At 44.8% G+C, this 15366-nt stretch carries 18 protein-coding genes and 1 other annotated feature; of the genes, 15 read left to right on the top strand and 3 right to left on the bottom strand.

Features of this window, described 5'->3' with window-relative positions:
* Position 1: 1 nt before the first annotated feature.
* The 6 genes from ACXX53_RS19970 (at position 2) to ACXX53_RS19945 (ending at position 4850) form a co-directional block, all read left to right on the top strand.
* Entirely contained in the window at positions 2-787 is a 786-nt protein-coding gene (locus ACXX53_RS19970; protein WP_458570449.1) for an ABC transporter permease, read from the top strand.
* A gap of 84 nt (positions 788-871) precedes the next feature.
* Positions 872-1339, top strand: coding sequence for a thioredoxin-dependent thiol peroxidase (gene bcp / locus ACXX53_RS19965; protein WP_458570448.1), 468 nt, complete (start codon positions 872-874; stop codon positions 1337-1339).
* A gap of 223 nt (positions 1340-1562) precedes the next feature.
* Positions 1563-2201: a TetR/AcrR family transcriptional regulator gene (locus ACXX53_RS19960; protein WP_458570447.1), complete on the top strand. Its 639-nt coding sequence runs from the start codon at positions 1563-1565 to the stop codon at positions 2199-2201.
* Between the two features lie 40 nt (positions 2202-2241).
* Positions 2242-2910 carry a GTP pyrophosphokinase gene (locus ACXX53_RS19955; RefSeq protein WP_458570446.1) on the top strand — a complete coding sequence of 223 codons (669 nt, stop codon included), beginning with the start codon at positions 2242-2244 and terminating at the stop codon, positions 2908-2910.
* Positions 2911-2934: 24 nt separating this feature from the next.
* A complete protein-coding gene (locus tag ACXX53_RS19950) occupies positions 2935-4212 on the top strand; it encodes a chloride channel protein (protein WP_458570445.1) in 1278 nt (425 codons plus the stop codon).
* Positions 4213-4214: 2 nt separating this feature from the next.
* Positions 4215-4850 carry a GNAT family N-acetyltransferase gene (locus ACXX53_RS19945; RefSeq protein ID WP_458570444.1) on the top strand — a complete coding sequence of 212 codons (636 nt, stop codon included), beginning with the start codon at positions 4215-4217 and terminating at the stop codon, positions 4848-4850.
* Between the two features lie 313 nt (positions 4851-5163).
* On the opposite strand, the gene ACXX53_RS19940 is transcribed toward ACXX53_RS19945, so the two are convergent.
* Positions 5164-6249, bottom strand: coding sequence for an L-dopachrome tautomerase-related protein (locus ACXX53_RS19940; protein ID WP_458570443.1), 1086 nt, complete (start codon positions 6247-6249; stop codon positions 5164-5166).
* Positions 6250-6664: 415 nt separating this feature from the next.
* Here ACXX53_RS19940 and ACXX53_RS19935 point away from each other — a divergent pair, with 415 nt between their 5' ends.
* A complete protein-coding gene (locus ACXX53_RS19935; RefSeq protein WP_458570442.1) occupies positions 6665-6910 on the top strand; it encodes a hypothetical protein in 246 nt (81 codons plus the stop codon).
* Between the two features lie 392 nt (positions 6911-7302).
* On the opposite strand, the gene ACXX53_RS19930 is transcribed toward ACXX53_RS19935, so the two are convergent.
* Positions 7303-7584: a hypothetical protein gene (locus ACXX53_RS19930; RefSeq protein ID WP_458570441.1), complete on the bottom strand. Its 282-nt coding sequence runs from the start codon at positions 7582-7584 to the stop codon at positions 7303-7305.
* A 192-nt stretch (positions 7585-7776) separates the two neighbouring features.
* Between ACXX53_RS19930 and ACXX53_RS19925 the strand changes: the two genes are divergently transcribed.
* From ACXX53_RS19925 to ACXX53_RS19905, 5 genes are read left to right on the top strand one after another with little or no spacing between them, the layout of a single operon-like run.
* Positions 7777-8019: a spore gernimation protein GerQ gene (locus ACXX53_RS19925; RefSeq protein ID WP_458570440.1), complete on the top strand. Its 243-nt coding sequence runs from the start codon at positions 7777-7779 to the stop codon at positions 8017-8019.
* A 12-nt stretch (positions 8020-8031) separates the two neighbouring features.
* The gene (locus tag ACXX53_RS19920; protein WP_458570439.1) at positions 8032-8418 is read left to right on the top strand and encodes a spore coat protein; all 387 of its coding nucleotides are present in this window, start codon (positions 8032-8034) and stop codon (positions 8416-8418) included.
* Entirely contained in the window at positions 8415-9551 is a 1137-nt protein-coding gene (locus ACXX53_RS19915) for a zinc-dependent alcohol dehydrogenase (RefSeq protein ID WP_458570438.1), read from the top strand. Before ACXX53_RS19920 ends, ACXX53_RS19915 begins: the two co-directional genes overlap by 4 nt.
* Before the next feature lie 31 nt (positions 9552-9582).
* Positions 9583-9786, top strand: a complete 204-nt coding sequence (locus ACXX53_RS19910; protein ID WP_458570437.1) for a hypothetical protein — start codon at positions 9583-9585, stop codon at positions 9784-9786.
* A 13-nt stretch (positions 9787-9799) separates the two neighbouring features.
* Entirely contained in the window at positions 9800-10096 is a 297-nt protein-coding gene (locus ACXX53_RS19905; RefSeq protein WP_458570436.1) for a spore coat protein, read from the top strand.
* A 470-nt stretch (positions 10097-10566) separates the two neighbouring features.
* Here the strand turns inward: ACXX53_RS19905 and ACXX53_RS19900 are convergent, their stop codons facing one another.
* The gene (locus ACXX53_RS19900; RefSeq protein WP_458570435.1) at positions 10567-11565 is read right to left on the bottom strand and encodes a tryptophan--tRNA ligase; all 999 of its coding nucleotides are present in this window, start codon (positions 11563-11565) and stop codon (positions 10567-10569) included.
* A gap of 42 nt (positions 11566-11607) precedes the next feature.
* Positions 11608-11862: a binding site (T-box leader), on the bottom strand.
* Between the two features lie 188 nt (positions 11863-12050).
* Here ACXX53_RS19900 and ACXX53_RS19895 point away from each other — a divergent pair.
* The 3 genes from ACXX53_RS19895 (at position 12051) to ACXX53_RS19885 (ending at position 15306) form a co-directional block, all read left to right on the top strand.
* Positions 12051-13463: a sulfatase family protein gene (locus ACXX53_RS19895; protein WP_458570434.1), complete on the top strand. Its 1413-nt coding sequence runs from the start codon at positions 12051-12053 to the stop codon at positions 13461-13463.
* Between the two features lie 136 nt (positions 13464-13599).
* Positions 13600-15102: an arylsulfatase gene (locus tag ACXX53_RS19890; protein ID WP_458570433.1), complete on the top strand. Its 1503-nt coding sequence runs from the start codon at positions 13600-13602 to the stop codon at positions 15100-15102.
* Between the two features lie 27 nt (positions 15103-15129).
* The gene (locus tag ACXX53_RS19885) at positions 15130-15306 is read left to right on the top strand and encodes a hypothetical protein (RefSeq protein ID WP_458570432.1); all 177 of its coding nucleotides are present in this window, start codon (positions 15130-15132) and stop codon (positions 15304-15306) included.
* Positions 15307-15366 lie beyond the last annotated feature (60 nt).

Genomic DNA, 15366 nt, shown 5'->3' with positions numbered 1-15366 from the left:
GATGTATTATGCGGGCTTAGTGACTGAATATTTGAAAAATTACGCGAAGACGAGACTGACCTACCGTGCTGATTTCTGGGTGGAGGTATTGTCGGATCTGTTATTTCAAGTGACGAATCTGATCTTCATCTTCGTGGTATTTATGCATACACCAACCTTGGCGGGTTGGACTCTTGATGAAATGGTGTTCGTATACGGCTTCTTCATGATTCCATACGGGATCTTCAGCTGCTTCTTCAATCTGTGGAATTTCAGCGAGCGCTACATCGTGAAGGGGGAGATGGACCGCATCCTCACCCGACCGGCGCATAACTTATTTCAGATTCTATTAGAAAATGTAGACCCGCCCTCCCTCATCGGTTCATTTGTAGGGGGGCTCCTGATGGTCATTAGCGGTATGCAAATGGGGATTGATTTCGGTGCATTAGAGCTGCTGATGCTGTTCGTATTTGTGGTGGGAGCAGTCATGATTTATTTTGGCATATACACGGCCTTGACTTCGATCTCCTTCTACTCGGATGCACCGACAGGCATCCTGCCGTTGGTGTGGAACATTCAGAGCTACGGTCGTTATCCGTTGACGATCTACAATCGCTTTATTCAAGTGCTCTTAACGTGGATCTTGCCGTTTGCTTTTGTCGGCATTATTCCGGCGGCGTACTTTATCGAGGATAAGGGGATGCGGGATATGGCGCTGCTGACCCCAGTTGTAGGAACTGTTTTCTTTACGATCGGCTTGACGCTGTGGAATATCGGAGTGAAGAAGTATCGGGGAGCGGGATCGTAGTTCCAGCAGCTAGAACGGACGTACACCGGGTGGAAATAGGGTATAATCAGTAAATACGCAACATTGTTGAAGGAGGACAAGGGGATGACAGAATCATTGCATATTGGACAAGCCGTTCCGAACTTCACGCTTCCTGGCTCTAACGGGCAGGATGTAAGCCTAAACAATTACCGCGGCAAGAAGGTGGTCATCTACTTCTATCCGAAGGACATGACACCGAGCTGCACGCAGGAGTCCTGCAATTTTCGCGATTATCATGGCGATTTCGAGAAGCATAATGCAGTTGTGATCGGGATAAGTCCCGATCCGTTGAAGAGACATGCCAAGTTCATAGAGAAGCATCAATTGCCGTTCCTATTGCTGGCTGATGAGGAGCATCAAGTGGCTGACTTGTTTGGCGTATGGCAATTGAAGAAGAATTTCGGCAAAGAGTATTACGGCATCGTGCGCTCCACCTTCTTGATCGATGAGGAAGGCAAGCTGGTTCAAGAGTGGCGAGCTGTAAAGGTGAAGGGTCATACAGAAGCAGTGCTCCAAGCAGTCAAAAGCTGAATCAATCAGCTGGCAGGCTGGATGAGGGTCAAGCCTTCCAGATGTAAGATAGCAGGTTGCGACTTTTGCAGCCTGCTATTTTTGTATATTGGGGAATACTACGCTTGCTGACACCATCGAATCTTAAAAATAATTTAACAATCGTATTATTGACCGAGTGGTCTATTCGTGTTTTACTAATTATAGACCACTCGGTCAATAATGTGTTTGGGAGCAAGATCAGATGAAAAGAGAAGAGAAAAATCTGCAAAGCAGACTAAAAATAGTGGAAGGCGCATTAGCGGAATTCGGCGAGAAAAGCTATGTCGAAGCATCTCTAAATAACATCTGTTCCACAAACGGAATATCCAAAGGGATTATTTATCATTACTTCAAGGATAAAGACGAGTTATACCTTGTTTGCGTTCAGAAGTGCTTTGATGCACTGACGGCGGATCTGTCTAATTTAGAACTTCCAGAAGGCAATGACATCGAAACAACAATGCAATGCTACTTTGATGCGAGATTGAGCTTTTTCGGCCAGCATCCTTTGCTGTTTAACATATTTCGCGATGCCGTTGCTGTACCGCCGCTGCATCTTAGAGAAGCCATCGGTGAAATTAAGAGTAGATTCGATGCGTTTAATATTGAGATCCTGACTAAGCTGCTTGAACAAGCTAAGCTGAGAAAAAACATCAACATAGAGGAAGCGGTATCGAACTTCTGCCACTTCCAGGATTATTTTAATTTCCAATATCACAAGGTGTATAAGAACTGTTTGCGTGACGAGCCCCTTCCGAAGCACCATGAAGAAAGCTGTAAGAGGTTTTTAGACATTTTACTTTATGGAATGGTTGAGAGAGAAACCGAAGATGAAGCTTAATCAGCATGATTGACGAATGAAAGGGAGAGATTAAAGAAATATGGAGAGAATTGAAGAGAAGGAATTGGTTAAATTTTTCTTGCCGGACAATTCGGAGGAAATCTTTGATTATGTCGTACAGTTCAATGAACTGATGTTGAAATACAACTCAGCAATCCGAGAGGTAAAAACCAAGCTTGAAATACTAAACGATGAACTTTCTATAAATAATCAAACAAGTCCGATTGAATCGATCCATGCCCGCACGAAAAAACCGATTAGCATAGCTCAAAAGCTTAAAAGAATGCATAAGGACGCTACTCTTGATGCTATAGTAGATAACCTTAACGATGTTGCGGGTATCCGAGTCATCTGTCCATTTGTGGACGATATTTATAAGGTGGCCGAAATGCTGGTGAAGCAGGACGACATCCAGGTGATTGAGATTAAGGATTACATCAAAGACCCAAAACCGAACGGGTATCGGAGCTATCATATGATTGTGGAGGTGCCTGTATTCTTCTCTGATTACAAACAGATGATGCGGGTTGAGCTGCAAATCCGTACGGTAGCGATGGATTTCTGGGCAAGTCTTGAGCATCGGTTGAAATATAAGAAAGATATTGCGGATGCGGGGCAAATTGCCGCTGAGTTAAGTGAATGTGCGGAGGTTATTGCACGCACGGATCAGAAGATGTTAGAAATCCGGCAAAGAATTGACCAAGACTAACAGAAATCAGGTGAATGAATATCAATGGATAAGGAATCATTGAATTTTCCGAAGCATAAATTTATAAGTCTGCTTACTTTTGTGGTATACGTCTTGTTGTGCGGTGCCGTTATCGGTGCGGTCACGACGATCTTCTTACAGTTTATGCACCATGCCATCCATTTCTTGTGGACCACGGTGCCGAATGCAATTCCATCTTCCCTGTCCATTGGCGGAATGACGTTAAGTCTATATCCAATTGTGATATGCGTGATCGGCGGTGTTCTGATTGGCTTGTGGCAGAAGAAATATGGCGACTATCCAAGAACACTCGAAGAAATCATAGGGACCTATAAAAAAGAAAAACACTTGCGTTACGATAATCTGCTGATCGTCTGCGTGGCGGCACTTCTTCCTCTTATTTTTGGCGGAAGCATCGGTCCTGAAGCGGGACTTGCCGGCATTATTGCTGCACTTTTAAGCTGGATCAGGGATAGATATAAATCAGGCATGACCATGGTATTGGAAGACCGCTCTCAACAGAAGCGTACAACGCTGAGAGCATTGATGCAAAGACCGGTTCAAGCCTACATCGGAACAGAGATCGAGGTAAACAGTCAAAGCTATACCATATCGAAGCAGTATCGATGGATCATCTATATCATTGCAACTATCGGCGCTATTGCATCGTTCCGAGTGGTTGGAAATCTGCTTGCAAAGGAAGGTATACAGTTAGCTTCGTTTACAAGCATCGAATTCAGTATGAATGAATTGCTTGCCTTTATCCCTCTAGTTTTGGCCGGAATATTATGCGGAGCATTGTTCTTAGTATGCCAATGGATTTCAAAAGTGGTTTTTGCGCCGCTGGAGAATAAAAAAGTACTGCGCGCGGTCATTGCGGGATTTATTCTCGGAGCTGTCGGCATGTTCTTGCCTGATACAATGTTTGCCGGCGAGGCGCAAATGTTTGAACTGTCTAATGACTGGAAGTCATGGGCGATACCGATGCTGCTCTTAACAGGCTTCATTAAAATATTCATGATTAATATCTGCATCTCGGGCGGCTGGCGCGGGGGGAACTTCTTCCCGATCCTGTTTAGCGCAACCGCGATCGGGTTTGCGCTTTCTACCTTTTTACCAGTAGACGTTACCTTCGTTGTTCTTACATTTATGGCAGCCTTTACGGCAACAGCGCTTGGACAGCCGCTGATCGTCGCCATCTTATGTTTGCTGTTCGCGCCGCTTAATGCCATTATAGCCATTGTGGTCTCAGCATTTATCGGTGGGAAGTTCCACACGGTATTGAAAAAGGGAGCCGTATAAGCATGAGCAAGATTACTTATCGTAACATCGCCGAACGTGATTACGAAGAAGTAAAGAGCATGATCAATCAAAGCTTTAGTTTATATAAAGTGATACCTAATCCAAATGTGTTGAAAAAAGTGCTCGCATTCTACCTGCATTCTTGCCTTGCCGAGAGTACATATAGCCTTGTCGCCGAAAAGGGTGGCAAGGTTATTGGCGTTATATTAGGACAGGCCGATAATGATGGAACGCATTGGTCCAATATCCGTCATCTACTTGCTATGATGTACCAATACATGATGATGACACTGATGTCCATAAAGGATAAGACCGGAGTAAACGATTATAAAAAAGTCTTGAATGCCTACAATCAATTGATTAAGGGCAGAAAGCAGGACTATGACGGTACTATTACGCTCTTTATCGTCACAGAAGAAAGTCGTGGCTTAGGGATCGGCAAGACACTTGTGTCACTGCTTATAGATTATATGAAACAGCAAGGTGTCCAACATTTCTACCTGTTTACGGACTCAAACTGCAATTACGGTTTCTATGATCATATGGGGTTTGTACGCCAAGGAGAAACCAAGATCAGCATTGATGCAATGGATATGGCTGATACCTTGGATATATATTTGTACGGATATGAAATATAAGCAGTATGGGACTAGAAGTGTGCCGAAACCACTTGATTTTCCGTTAGCTCATCATGTGTAACTTCCTAATAAAGTTTGATAATTAAGATATTAAAAGCCCTTGATTTTTAGTAAATCGAGGGCTTTTGTAATAATGTTCGATAAGAATTTCGATATATACCCATTATTGGTGGTACTCATCACAATTAAACTAACGTGTCCCGTTAGCTTAACAGGCTGCCGAGCGGCAGCCTCCAAATTCTTAATAACTATAAAGTCATAAAATACATTTTCTATGCAAATAGGGAGTTAGCTTTGTAACGTGAAATATTTATTAAAAGGCAGGAGCAGGTGGTTCGTCTATTTTCATACGGAGTAAACTGTAAGGCTTCTGCCGCAGGTCATTTCCATAATGAAATCTTGCCTGCCGATGTAATTGGTTCACGATGAAATATAAGTATTGATCTGGACCAATAGAAAAAGTATCTGGCCATAAAATTCTCGGATCATGTGCGATGGTTTCCATCATTCCATTCGGCAATATCTTCCGAATACTATTGTTTTCATAGTCTCCAGCGTAAACGTTTCCTTTTGCATCGGTGATCATTCCATCTGAAGCACCTTTTTCTCCCCCATACTTTACGTGATACTGTAAATTCATATCCGGTATAGTCCGGTCTCTTAGGGCTTCCGTTGAAATCGAGTACAGTTGACGACTGGAGAGAGGACAAAAATACAACATCTTGCCGTCCGGGGAAATCGCTATACCATCGGATGCCAATCTAAAGGGTGAAGTAGATCCGTCTTTGTTTCGATTCATCAGGATTTTACCTTCAACTTTCGGTAAGAGAAAGAGATCGGGCGAAGTTGAATTTGCTCCGTTTAACCGTCTCCAGGCATAGCCCGTTTCTAAATCAACGACAATAATGGCTCCTGGTCCTCGGGAAGACGAATCCGTTATATAAGCATAACCTGCTTTACCAACACGAAAATCAAATCGGACATCATTCAGATAAGTGGTTGGCAGGACAACATCTTCCGTAAATGTATATACACTTCTTATGGTATTTGAATTTAAATCTACAGCGACTAACTTCGCCCCCCCTTTGATGGGTTCTGAGAAATTAGGAGCCCCCGTATCCAGTACCCAAAGTGTTCCCTTTCCATCAGCAACGACACTTTGGACACTAATGAAGGACGTTGTGATATTCGATTGGCTTACCAAATTAGCGTCTAAACTAGGATAAGGCTGCAATGTACCGCGAACGATTTCAGCCACCGTAAATTTAACATCGTCTCCCCATCTTGGAAAGCAAATAAAAATGCGCCCAGTTTCAGAAACAGTAACGCCTGTAGGCATGGCCTCGTGAAATAAAAAAACCGCCTCAAACTTACCGAAATACTTTTCACTCGGTAACATCACTTGTATAAAATCCTCCTCAACAGGTTCGAACTGCTATCACCTATTTATATGACTGTACGTGGTTCAATTGCCTGGATAATAAAATATTTTTACGGAACCCCGCAAGTTCGTGTCAATGAAGGACAACGAGTAAACGGTGTTGAGTTTTTGCCTAAGTATCACCGCCCACGAAAGTATGAATAAAAAGAAGTACACTATACATAGGAGCCTCCTTCCTTGTACAAGCTAAGGCCATGGACATCGAACGAAATTTATTGCTGCTAGTCTGGTTTGTGTGTATAACCACCATCTATTTTCTTGTTCCAAGAGCAAAAGCTCATGAATTTGTGTTGTGCTTTCTTGCGTGTCAGGCTGTGGTATGGACGGTAGAAATGCTGCTCGTACAATATACCGATCTGATTCGGTATGTTCGTTGGAACTGGTTTTGGTCGTGGGCTACGATTTTCCTCACATTCCTGATGACTCGAGCGTTCTGCGTGATCTACTTCGGAACCATGACACGAGTGGAAACGGCAAAACAAAAGAACGCAGCCAGTACGACACGTTCCTAGATGTGGGGTTATACCCCGAAGACGTCGCCCAGCTTACGCTAGCCGCGCTCCTGCTGCCGCCGCGCGTGATGCTGAAGAACGTCGGCATTTTAACGACCAACCCATAATAATAGGAAGAAGAAGAAGAAAAAGGGAGGCCCCTTAAGGGCCTCCCTTTCGCTTGTCATGATTCGCTGCGCTGGTCCGGCAAATCAAGCGTGTTCGCCGACTTGCAAAAATGTCTCATTGAAAGGGGGCAATTTCGTAGTCTGCTTATATCCACTTACAATTATGGTCTTCAACAAAGGTTATTGACGGTGACTCTCCGTGTCTATGGCAAATACGTTCCTCCGAGCGTCAACGCAGGTCATTTGCCCATGCGGAGAGTATCGGCGTAAATTCGGAAAATATCATACTCAGCGTCTACATAGACAGACGAGCATACCTCGACATTAGTGAGCTTGATTCCACTTGTATCCGAAAAAGAAGGAGAATCTCTGCCACTACCAAAGCTACCGTTTTATTGTTGGTCCGGCAGACGTAATGCGTTTGCTGAAGTTTGCGCTTGATCTAAGAATTCCTCTGCTTGGGTCATTTGCTGCCGGGCGGTCTCCAAAGCTTGTGAATTTGTTGCCGCATTAGATTCACTTATCAAGTTTATCGCCTGATTTAAAGCTGTTTGCGCCTCAGAAACCGCGTTAGATGCATGCTGCTCCAGCGTATTGCCGCTCGAGTGAAGTGTACCTTCTGCCGGTTTTCTTGCATTTTCGGTGGCTAGATCAATTTTGTTTTCATTGGGCAAGGTGAGTCCTCCTTCCTCAAGCAAAGATCAATAACTTAAACAGAAATAAGTATGCGGTTGAGATTTTGTTTATATTCTTACGACTGCATGGGAATATTCGGACCCCACATTTCCGGCAATCCATTTTAGTATAGGATCCAATGCGTAGGAAAATCTAACTTTGATGAAGGAAAAGGAGGGGATAATTACTCAATGAATACGCCAACGCTAGCACCACACGAATCGATGGAACTGCATGAAGCGTTAAACTTCAAAACGCTCTGCCTCGCTAAGTCAAAACTTATGCAAGGCTTGGTCTTTGACCAAGAGCTGAAAGCTTTAATGCAGAAGGACGTCATTCTATCCACGCAACAGATCGCCGAGCTCCAGGCCATCTACGCAAGAGCTCCATTCCAAGCGCCTGTTCCGAATAGCCCGACAACTATCACACATTAAAGGGGAGCGCCAATGAACACCGATTATTTAGACCCGATTAATTCGTTAAATATGCCGGAGATGGCAGATATGACATTTGCAATGGACTCCCTTATTCGTGCCAAGGAGGGTGTGCGAAATTTGTCCATCGCCCTGACGGAAACGGCTTCTCCCGATCTAAGAGCGCTGCTGCGCAATCATCTTATGCAAGGGATTGCACTGCACCAAGAAATCACGGAGCTTATGATTCGCAAAAAATGGTTCCATCCTTACGAGCTGAACGAACAGTACCAACTCGACCAGCTTTCAGCGAAAAATACGGTGATGATCGGGCAGATGAATTTGTTCCCGGATGATACGTCGCGTAAAGGGATGTTTGATCGGACCCCGGATGAACATATTGGAGGACATAAAGCATGAAGGCGGTAACTTATCAAGGGATTAAAAATGTCGTGGTCAAAGAGGTGCCGGATCCGAAGATTGAGAAACCAGACGATATGATCGTAAGAGTCACCAGTTCCGCCATTTGCGGTTCGGACCTTCACCTGATTCACGGGATGATCCCTAACCTTCAGGAGAACTATGTCATCGGGCATGAACCGATGGGGATCGTTGAAGAAGTAGGCCCCGGAGTGACCAAGGTAAAGAAAGGCGACCGGGTGATCATCCCTTTTAACATCGCATGCGGGGAGTGCTTTTATTGTAAGAATCAGCTGGAAAGCCAATGCGACAATTCAAACGAACACGGGGATATGGGCGCATATTTCGGCTACTCCGGAACGACCGGTGGTTACCCTGGCGGGCAAGCCGAGTATTTACGAGTTCCGTTTGCTAATTTCACCCACTTCAAGATTCCTGAAAACTGCGAGCAACCGGACGAGAAGCTAAGCTTGATCGCCGATGCCATGACGACGGCATTCTGGAGCGTAGATAACGCCGGCGTCAAGAATGGAGATACGGTCATCGTGCTCGGCTGCGGTCCGGTCGGACTTCTGGCCCAGAAATTCTGCTGGCTGAAGGGAGCAAAGCGGGTCATCGCCGTTGACTATGTGGATTACCGCTTACAGCATGCGAAGCGAACAAACAATGTGGAAATCGTAAACTTTGAACAGGATAAGAATATCGGCAACAATCTCAAGGAAATGACCAAAGGCGGTGCCGATGTCGTGATTGATGCGGTAGGAATGGACGGCAAGATGAGCGATCTCGAATTTCTAGCCAGCGGTTTGAAACTGCAAGGCGGCACCATGAGCGCATTTATCATTGCGTCTCAGGCTGTCCGCAAAGGCGGGACCATCCAAGTCACTGGGGTATACGGCGGACGCTATAACGGATTCCCGCTCGGCGACATCATGCAACGCAACGTGAATATCCGTTCCGGACAAGCCCCGGTCATTCACTACATGCCGTATATGTACGAGCTGGTAACGTCGGGCAAAGTAGACCCTGGAGATATTGTTACGCATGTCATTCCGCTTAACGAGGCCAAGCACGGCTATGAAATGTTCGATACGAAAACGGACAATTGCATCAAAGTCATCTTAAAGCCCTGAATATGGGTAAATACAGGGGAGGACAATCCGAATGAATTTTAATTACGCTTTGCATGAGATGCTGGAGGTTCATGAAATGGCTGCGTTCAAGACCGTTTGCATGACCAAATCCAAAACCATGCAAGCTCTGGTAACCGACCCGGAGCTCAGGCAAATTTTGCAGCAAGATGTGCAATTATCACAGCAGCAGCTTCAGGAGCTCGGTGGAGTGCTGTCTAAAGCGACCCTAACCTAAAGGAGATAGAAGCATGAACACCCTATTAGAACACTTGACGGGGCTTCATCAGCTGACCGACGACGTGATCGCAATGGATTTTTTGATGAACGCCAAGAGCGGAGTCAGAAACTATGCCATGGCCGTAACCGAATGTGCCACCCCCGAAATCAAGCAAATTTTGATGAAACAGCTAGACGAAGCTATAGACTCCCATGAAAAGATAACAAACTACATGATGCAGCGGGGCCTATACCATCCCTACCATATTCCGGAGCAAATTCAGCTCGATCTGAAAAATATTCAGACCGCTATGAACATCCCGTCCTGACATCGTATTTCGTCCCAACAAAACGCGCAAAACCACCATGGTTCAGGCGCGTTTTTTGAATTCAGCCGAAGACTTTAGAGAATCAAATGTTCCCCGTGTCAAGAATCCAACAATACAACAAGGGCAGACACGCTCCGCACTTTTTTTGGCTTCGTCACAAACACATTGAACAAGCGTTCCTTCGTTTGTTTTGCTTCAGATTGTCATCGCCACGCACTCTGTGGATCTCTGCTCTCACGTCTACCCTTCTCTATAGGCATTCTTATGTTGCCAATCTTTGCAGATATCGTCGTCTGATTTGTGATTTTTAAAATTACTCAATCCTCCCGGCATTCTGTAGAATTAATTGAACTATCTTGCCCGTTAGCGCAACGAGACTACCGTAATTTCTCGGTAGTCTCGTTGTATTACTTTATTGAGATCTAGTTCACAGTTAGCGTAGTGAGCTCCATTCATCTGAAAACATTTAATTAATAACGTCCAATCTTAGATTTGACCTCTTCAAGTAAAGGTGCAGCTATGGCTCTCGCTTTTTTAGCTCCTTCGAAAAGTATATGGTCAATTTTATCTGGGTCCACTATCAATTCGTTGTATTTATTACGTGGTTCCTCCAAATAAGCATTCATGATCTGAAACAGTTCCTGCTTTGCTTCTCCCCAACTAATACCATTTAGGAATTTATTTCGAAACTCTTCGATTTGACCCGGATTTGCAAATTCTTTATACAATAAGAAGATATTTGATGTGTCAGGGTCTTTGGGTTCATTTGTAGGGGTAGAGTCTGTTCTGATTTTGCTTATCGTCTTCTTTAGGTCTTCAGCTGTTTCAAAAAGAGGTATGGTATTGTTATAACTTTTACTCATTTTTCTACCGTCAAGTCCAGGAATTACAGCTGTGTTATCATCGACAATATAATTAGGTAACTTGAAGGTATCTCCATAATTTCTGTTAAATGCTTCTGCAATATCTCTGGCTATCTCAACATGTTGAATTTGGTCTTTACCTACCGGTACTTTATCAGATTGAAATAGCAAAATATCCGCTGCCATTAAAATCGGGTATGTGAATAGCCCCATATTAACACCTGTATCCATATCCACTCCCAATTGTTCGTTCTTATCGAGAATTGCTTTATAAGCATGGGCACGATTCATAAGTCCTTTGGGTGTCAGACATGATAGTATCCAGCTAAGCTCGAATATTTCCGGTACATCAGATTGCCTATAAAAAACAACCCTGTCCGGATCAAGTCCTAATGCCAGCCACGTTGCCGCAATACCATAAGAACGTTCGTTAAACTCATTCTTGTCTTGAGTGAATGTTAATCCATGATAATCAGCAATAAAATATAGTGCGGTACAATCACTATCTTTTGCGATTTGGAGTGCAGGTTTTATTGCTCCGATGTAATTTCCTACATGGACTTTACCCGTTGGTTTAATACCCGTTAATACGTTCTCATTGCTCATGATATCCCTCCTCTAGATAAATAAAAAAGGGGCTCTCATCCTTAAAAGGACGAGAAGACCCCGTGGTACCACCTTAATTAGCCCGATTTTTATCGAACTCGCTTTAACGTATCGAAACATGCAGAATGTTTGAATACGCGTCTCTTGTAACGATGAGACCTTCGCCAAAGCCTACTCAAGAAATTTTCGGTTTGGATGCTCAAAAGCCCACTTCAGCATAATCCCTACACTGATTCACACCAACCATCAGTTCTCTGGGGTATTCGTTATGCTTACTCTCTTCATCATTGCATAATTGTATTTTATTGTATTAGTACATTTTTACAATACAAATGGATTAATGTCAATTACACTATTGCCTGACATGCCGGGAGCTTCTACAGAGATTATTCCAGAATACTTTGACAAGCACCGCATTAGATAATATAAGATCCCGACACTTAGCTTGTATAGCTGGCTATTAATATTTCGAAAGGATGGTTTATATGTCAGCCTCAACGAAAAGACGTCCGAACATCTTATTTATCATGTCAGATGACCATGCTTCCCATGCTATAAGCGCCTACGGCAGTAAGGTCAATACAACTCCCCATCTGGATCGGATCGCGAATGAGGGCATTCGATTTGATCATTGCTTCTGCACGAATTCAATCTGTGCTCCCAGCCGTGCGACGATTCTTACCGGTGTCTATAACCATATCAATGGTGTGAAGACTCTCGGCGATGATCTGGATGGCAGACAGGTTACCTTTCCTAAGCTTCTGCAGGAATCCGGCTATCAGACAGCGATTGTTGGCAAGTGGCATCTTGGCCACGGAGGCATATATGATCCAACCGGCTTTGATTATTGGAATGTGCTTCCCCATCAAGGGAGTTACCTTAACCCCGAATTTATCGAAATGGGTGCAAAGAGACAATATGAAGGCTACGTGACAGACCTGATCACGGATATTTCATTGGGCTGGATAGCGAACTGCGATCCCGAGCGTCCGTTCATGCTGATGTGCCATCATAAAGCCCCGCATCGCCATTGGGTGCCGGATGATAAGCATATGCACCTGTATGAGAACGATGACATACCTGAACCGGAAACGTTTAACGATGACTATGCAACCCGTTCCCAAGCAGCAGTACAAGCTAAGATGCGCATAGATGATCTAACTGATCATGACACAAAGGGAAAACCTCCGGAACATTTAACACCTGAGCAAGTTCGCAAGTGGAAATATCAACGCTATATGAAGGACTATTTGCGCTGCATTGCATCCATTGATGACAATGTTGGCAGAATGCTTGATTATTTGGATGAGGCAAGATTGACTGAGGATACGATTGTCATTTATACGTCAGATCAGGGATTCTTCCTTGGCGACCACGGCTGGTTCGATAAACGCTTTATGTACGAAGAGTCTTTGCGAATGCCGCTGTTGATTCGTTATCCCTCTGAGATTAAGCCAGGCAGTGTGAATAAGGATATCGTGCTAAATACAGACTTTGCCCCTACTTTCCTCGATTATGCTAGATTGCCGGTTCATGAGCGAATGCAGGGCGAGAGCGTCCGTCCCTTGTTGAACGGTGTAACGCCCGAAGGCTGGAGAACCTCCATGTATTATCGATATTGGATGCATCTAGATGCGGATCATGAGGTGTATTCACATTATGGTATTCGCACACATGATTACAAGCTAATCTATTATTATGCCGAGGCGCTTGGAACGACAGATTCACGCGATGAATCACTTCCGCCAGAATGGGAGCTGTTTGATCTAAGAGAGGACCCTTATGAACTTAACAACATATATGGAAACCCGGCATATGAAGAACGTACGGCTGCGTTAAAAAAAGAGCTGGAGCAATTGATGATAGAAGTAGAAGATGAGCGCATGCATTGGGCTTGATTGAATAGCGATTTGAGGTCTCAGCTTTTTTGACAGAAGAGATAGTTGTTTATATAATTTGTTATTAGCCATCAATTGCTAGTTTGATAAGCAAGAGGAATGAAAACATTCTTTTTATGATGGGAGAGTAAGCATTGTGAGCCAAGAGAAATCGCATAAGAAACCGAACATTCTGCTTATTACAGTTGATCAGATGCGCTATGACTGCTTGAGTGTTGCAGGTCATCCGATTGTTGAAACACCCAATCTGGATGAGCTGGCTCTACGCGGTGTTCGCTTCGATCAGGCTTATTCAGCCACACCAAGCTGTGTGCCTGCTCGAGCTGCATTGCTGACAGGACAAAGTCAGCGTAAAACAGGACGTGTTGGTTATCAGGATCGGGTGCCGTGGAACTATGAAACGACGCTTCCAGGAGAGTTGGCTAAAGCAGGCTATCATACGCAATGCGTCGGCAAGATGCATACCTATCCTGTGCGTAACTTGCTTGGTTTTCATAACGTGGTGCTTCATGACGGATACCTTCATCACAACCGCAACAAACACAGTATTTCTGTGCAGGAGCATTATGATGAGGTTGACGATTATGTACAGTGGCTGCGCGAGCGTGTGCCGGATGCGGATATGCTGGATCTTGGTCTCGATTGCAATGCGTCTACCGTTGCTCGTCCTTGGCATCTTCCAGAGAAGCTGCATCCGACGAACTGGACCGTTACCCAATCGATTGATTTCTTGCGTAGACGCGACCCAAGCAAGCCTTTCTTTCTGATGATGTCCTTTGTGCGACCGCATCCGCCGTTTGATCCGCCGCAGGCTTATTTGGATCTATACGAGGACGCTGATATACCAGACCCTGTTGTAGGCGATTGGGCAAAGACCGACTATACAGGAAATGAAGGACTGGTATCAACAACCGCGGAAGGCATCGTACCGAAGCGCCGTCTGAAGAAGGCAATGGCTGCTTATTATGCGCTGATCACCCATATCGATCACCAGATTGGAAGGTTCTTGCAGGTTCTGAGCGAGTACGGCGAACGCGAGAACACGATTATTCTATTTGCATCCGATCATGGTGAATTGCTGGGCGACCATCATCTGTTCCGCAAGGTACTTCCTTACAACGGCAGCGCTCGAGTGCCGTTTATCGTCAATGATCCAGGAAATCACCTTGGACTGGACAATGGAACTGTGCGAAGTGAAGTGGTAGAGATGCGCGACATCATGCCGTCTTTGCTGGATGCGGCAGGCGTGGCCATCCCAGATACAGTTGATGGCGATAGTATATGGAAGCTTGCGCGGAAGAGCAAGCCGAACACAGATACACCAAGCAGCCCTGAATGGCGTGCTTATCTGCACGGTGAGCATTCGTATGGAAACGCTTCAAATCACTGGATTACGAATGGCAAGGAAAAGTACATCTGGTTCTCACAAACCGGAGAGGAGCAGTATTTCGATCTGATCCTTGACCCGAATGAGCTTCATAATGCCGTCAATGATGAAGATAAGCAGGAGCGTATTGGCTATTGGCGCTCTATTCTGATCCATGAATTAGATGGGCGTGAGGAAGGCTATTCGGACGGTGAGCGACTAATAGTAGGTTGCAAGCCGGTTTCGGTATTGTCGCATGTTTACTCTAATTAAGCTAGTAGCACAGCATATGAGCTATTAGTGAGTGCTCAGCTGGACACCATGGGCAGTATCGGTGTAACGCTGAAGCATTTCACAGGTTCAGTCAGATCAGAAAGCGATTGCAAGGGAGCGCCTGTTCATATGGGGCTAAGAGAGCTGCAAGGGGCAGACTTGCTGTTCAGAGATGTGAATCCTACGTCAGGCAAGTTGTTATGAAACGCCGACAATGAGCGTGTGATTGAACCTGGGGGTTGGTCATCATAGTAGGAAATAGTT

The sequence above is a fragment of the Paenibacillus marinisediminis genome, from assembly GCF_054343325.1.
This window is presented reverse-complemented; position numbering and strand designations above follow the sequence as displayed.

Coding starts and splice junctions, on each gene's coding strand:
- ACXX53_RS19970 (WP_458570449.1), top strand. CDS start 2: ATGTATTATGCGGGCTTAGTGACTGAATATTTGAAAAATTACGCGAAG.
- bcp (WP_458570448.1), top strand. CDS start 872: ATGACAGAATCATTGCATATTGGACAAGCCGTTCCGAACTTCACGCTT.
- ACXX53_RS19960 (WP_458570447.1), top strand. CDS start 1,563: ATGAAAAGAGAAGAGAAAAATCTGCAAAGCAGACTAAAAATAGTGGAA.
- ACXX53_RS19955 (WP_458570446.1), top strand. CDS start 2,242: ATGGAGAGAATTGAAGAGAAGGAATTGGTTAAATTTTTCTTGCCGGAC.
- ACXX53_RS19950 (WP_458570445.1), top strand. CDS start 2,935: ATGGATAAGGAATCATTGAATTTTCCGAAGCATAAATTTATAAGTCTG.
- ACXX53_RS19945 (WP_458570444.1), top strand. CDS start 4,215: ATGAGCAAGATTACTTATCGTAACATCGCCGAACGTGATTACGAAGAA.
- ACXX53_RS19940 (WP_458570443.1), bottom strand. CDS start 6,249: ATGTTACCGAGTGAAAAGTATTTCGGTAAGTTTGAGGCGGTTTTTTTA.
- ACXX53_RS19925 (WP_458570440.1), top strand. CDS start 7,777: ATGAATACGCCAACGCTAGCACCACACGAATCGATGGAACTGCATGAA.
- ACXX53_RS19920 (WP_458570439.1), top strand. CDS start 8,032: ATGAACACCGATTATTTAGACCCGATTAATTCGTTAAATATGCCGGAG.
- ACXX53_RS19915 (WP_458570438.1), top strand. CDS start 8,415: ATGAAGGCGGTAACTTATCAAGGGATTAAAAATGTCGTGGTCAAAGAG.
- ACXX53_RS19910 (WP_458570437.1), top strand. CDS start 9,583: ATGAATTTTAATTACGCTTTGCATGAGATGCTGGAGGTTCATGAAATG.
- ACXX53_RS19905 (WP_458570436.1), top strand. CDS start 9,800: ATGAACACCCTATTAGAACACTTGACGGGGCTTCATCAGCTGACCGAC.
- ACXX53_RS19900 (WP_458570435.1), bottom strand. CDS start 11,565: ATGAGCAATGAGAACGTATTAACGGGTATTAAACCAACGGGTAAAGTC.
- ACXX53_RS19895 (WP_458570434.1), top strand. CDS start 12,051: ATGTCAGCCTCAACGAAAAGACGTCCGAACATCTTATTTATCATGTCA.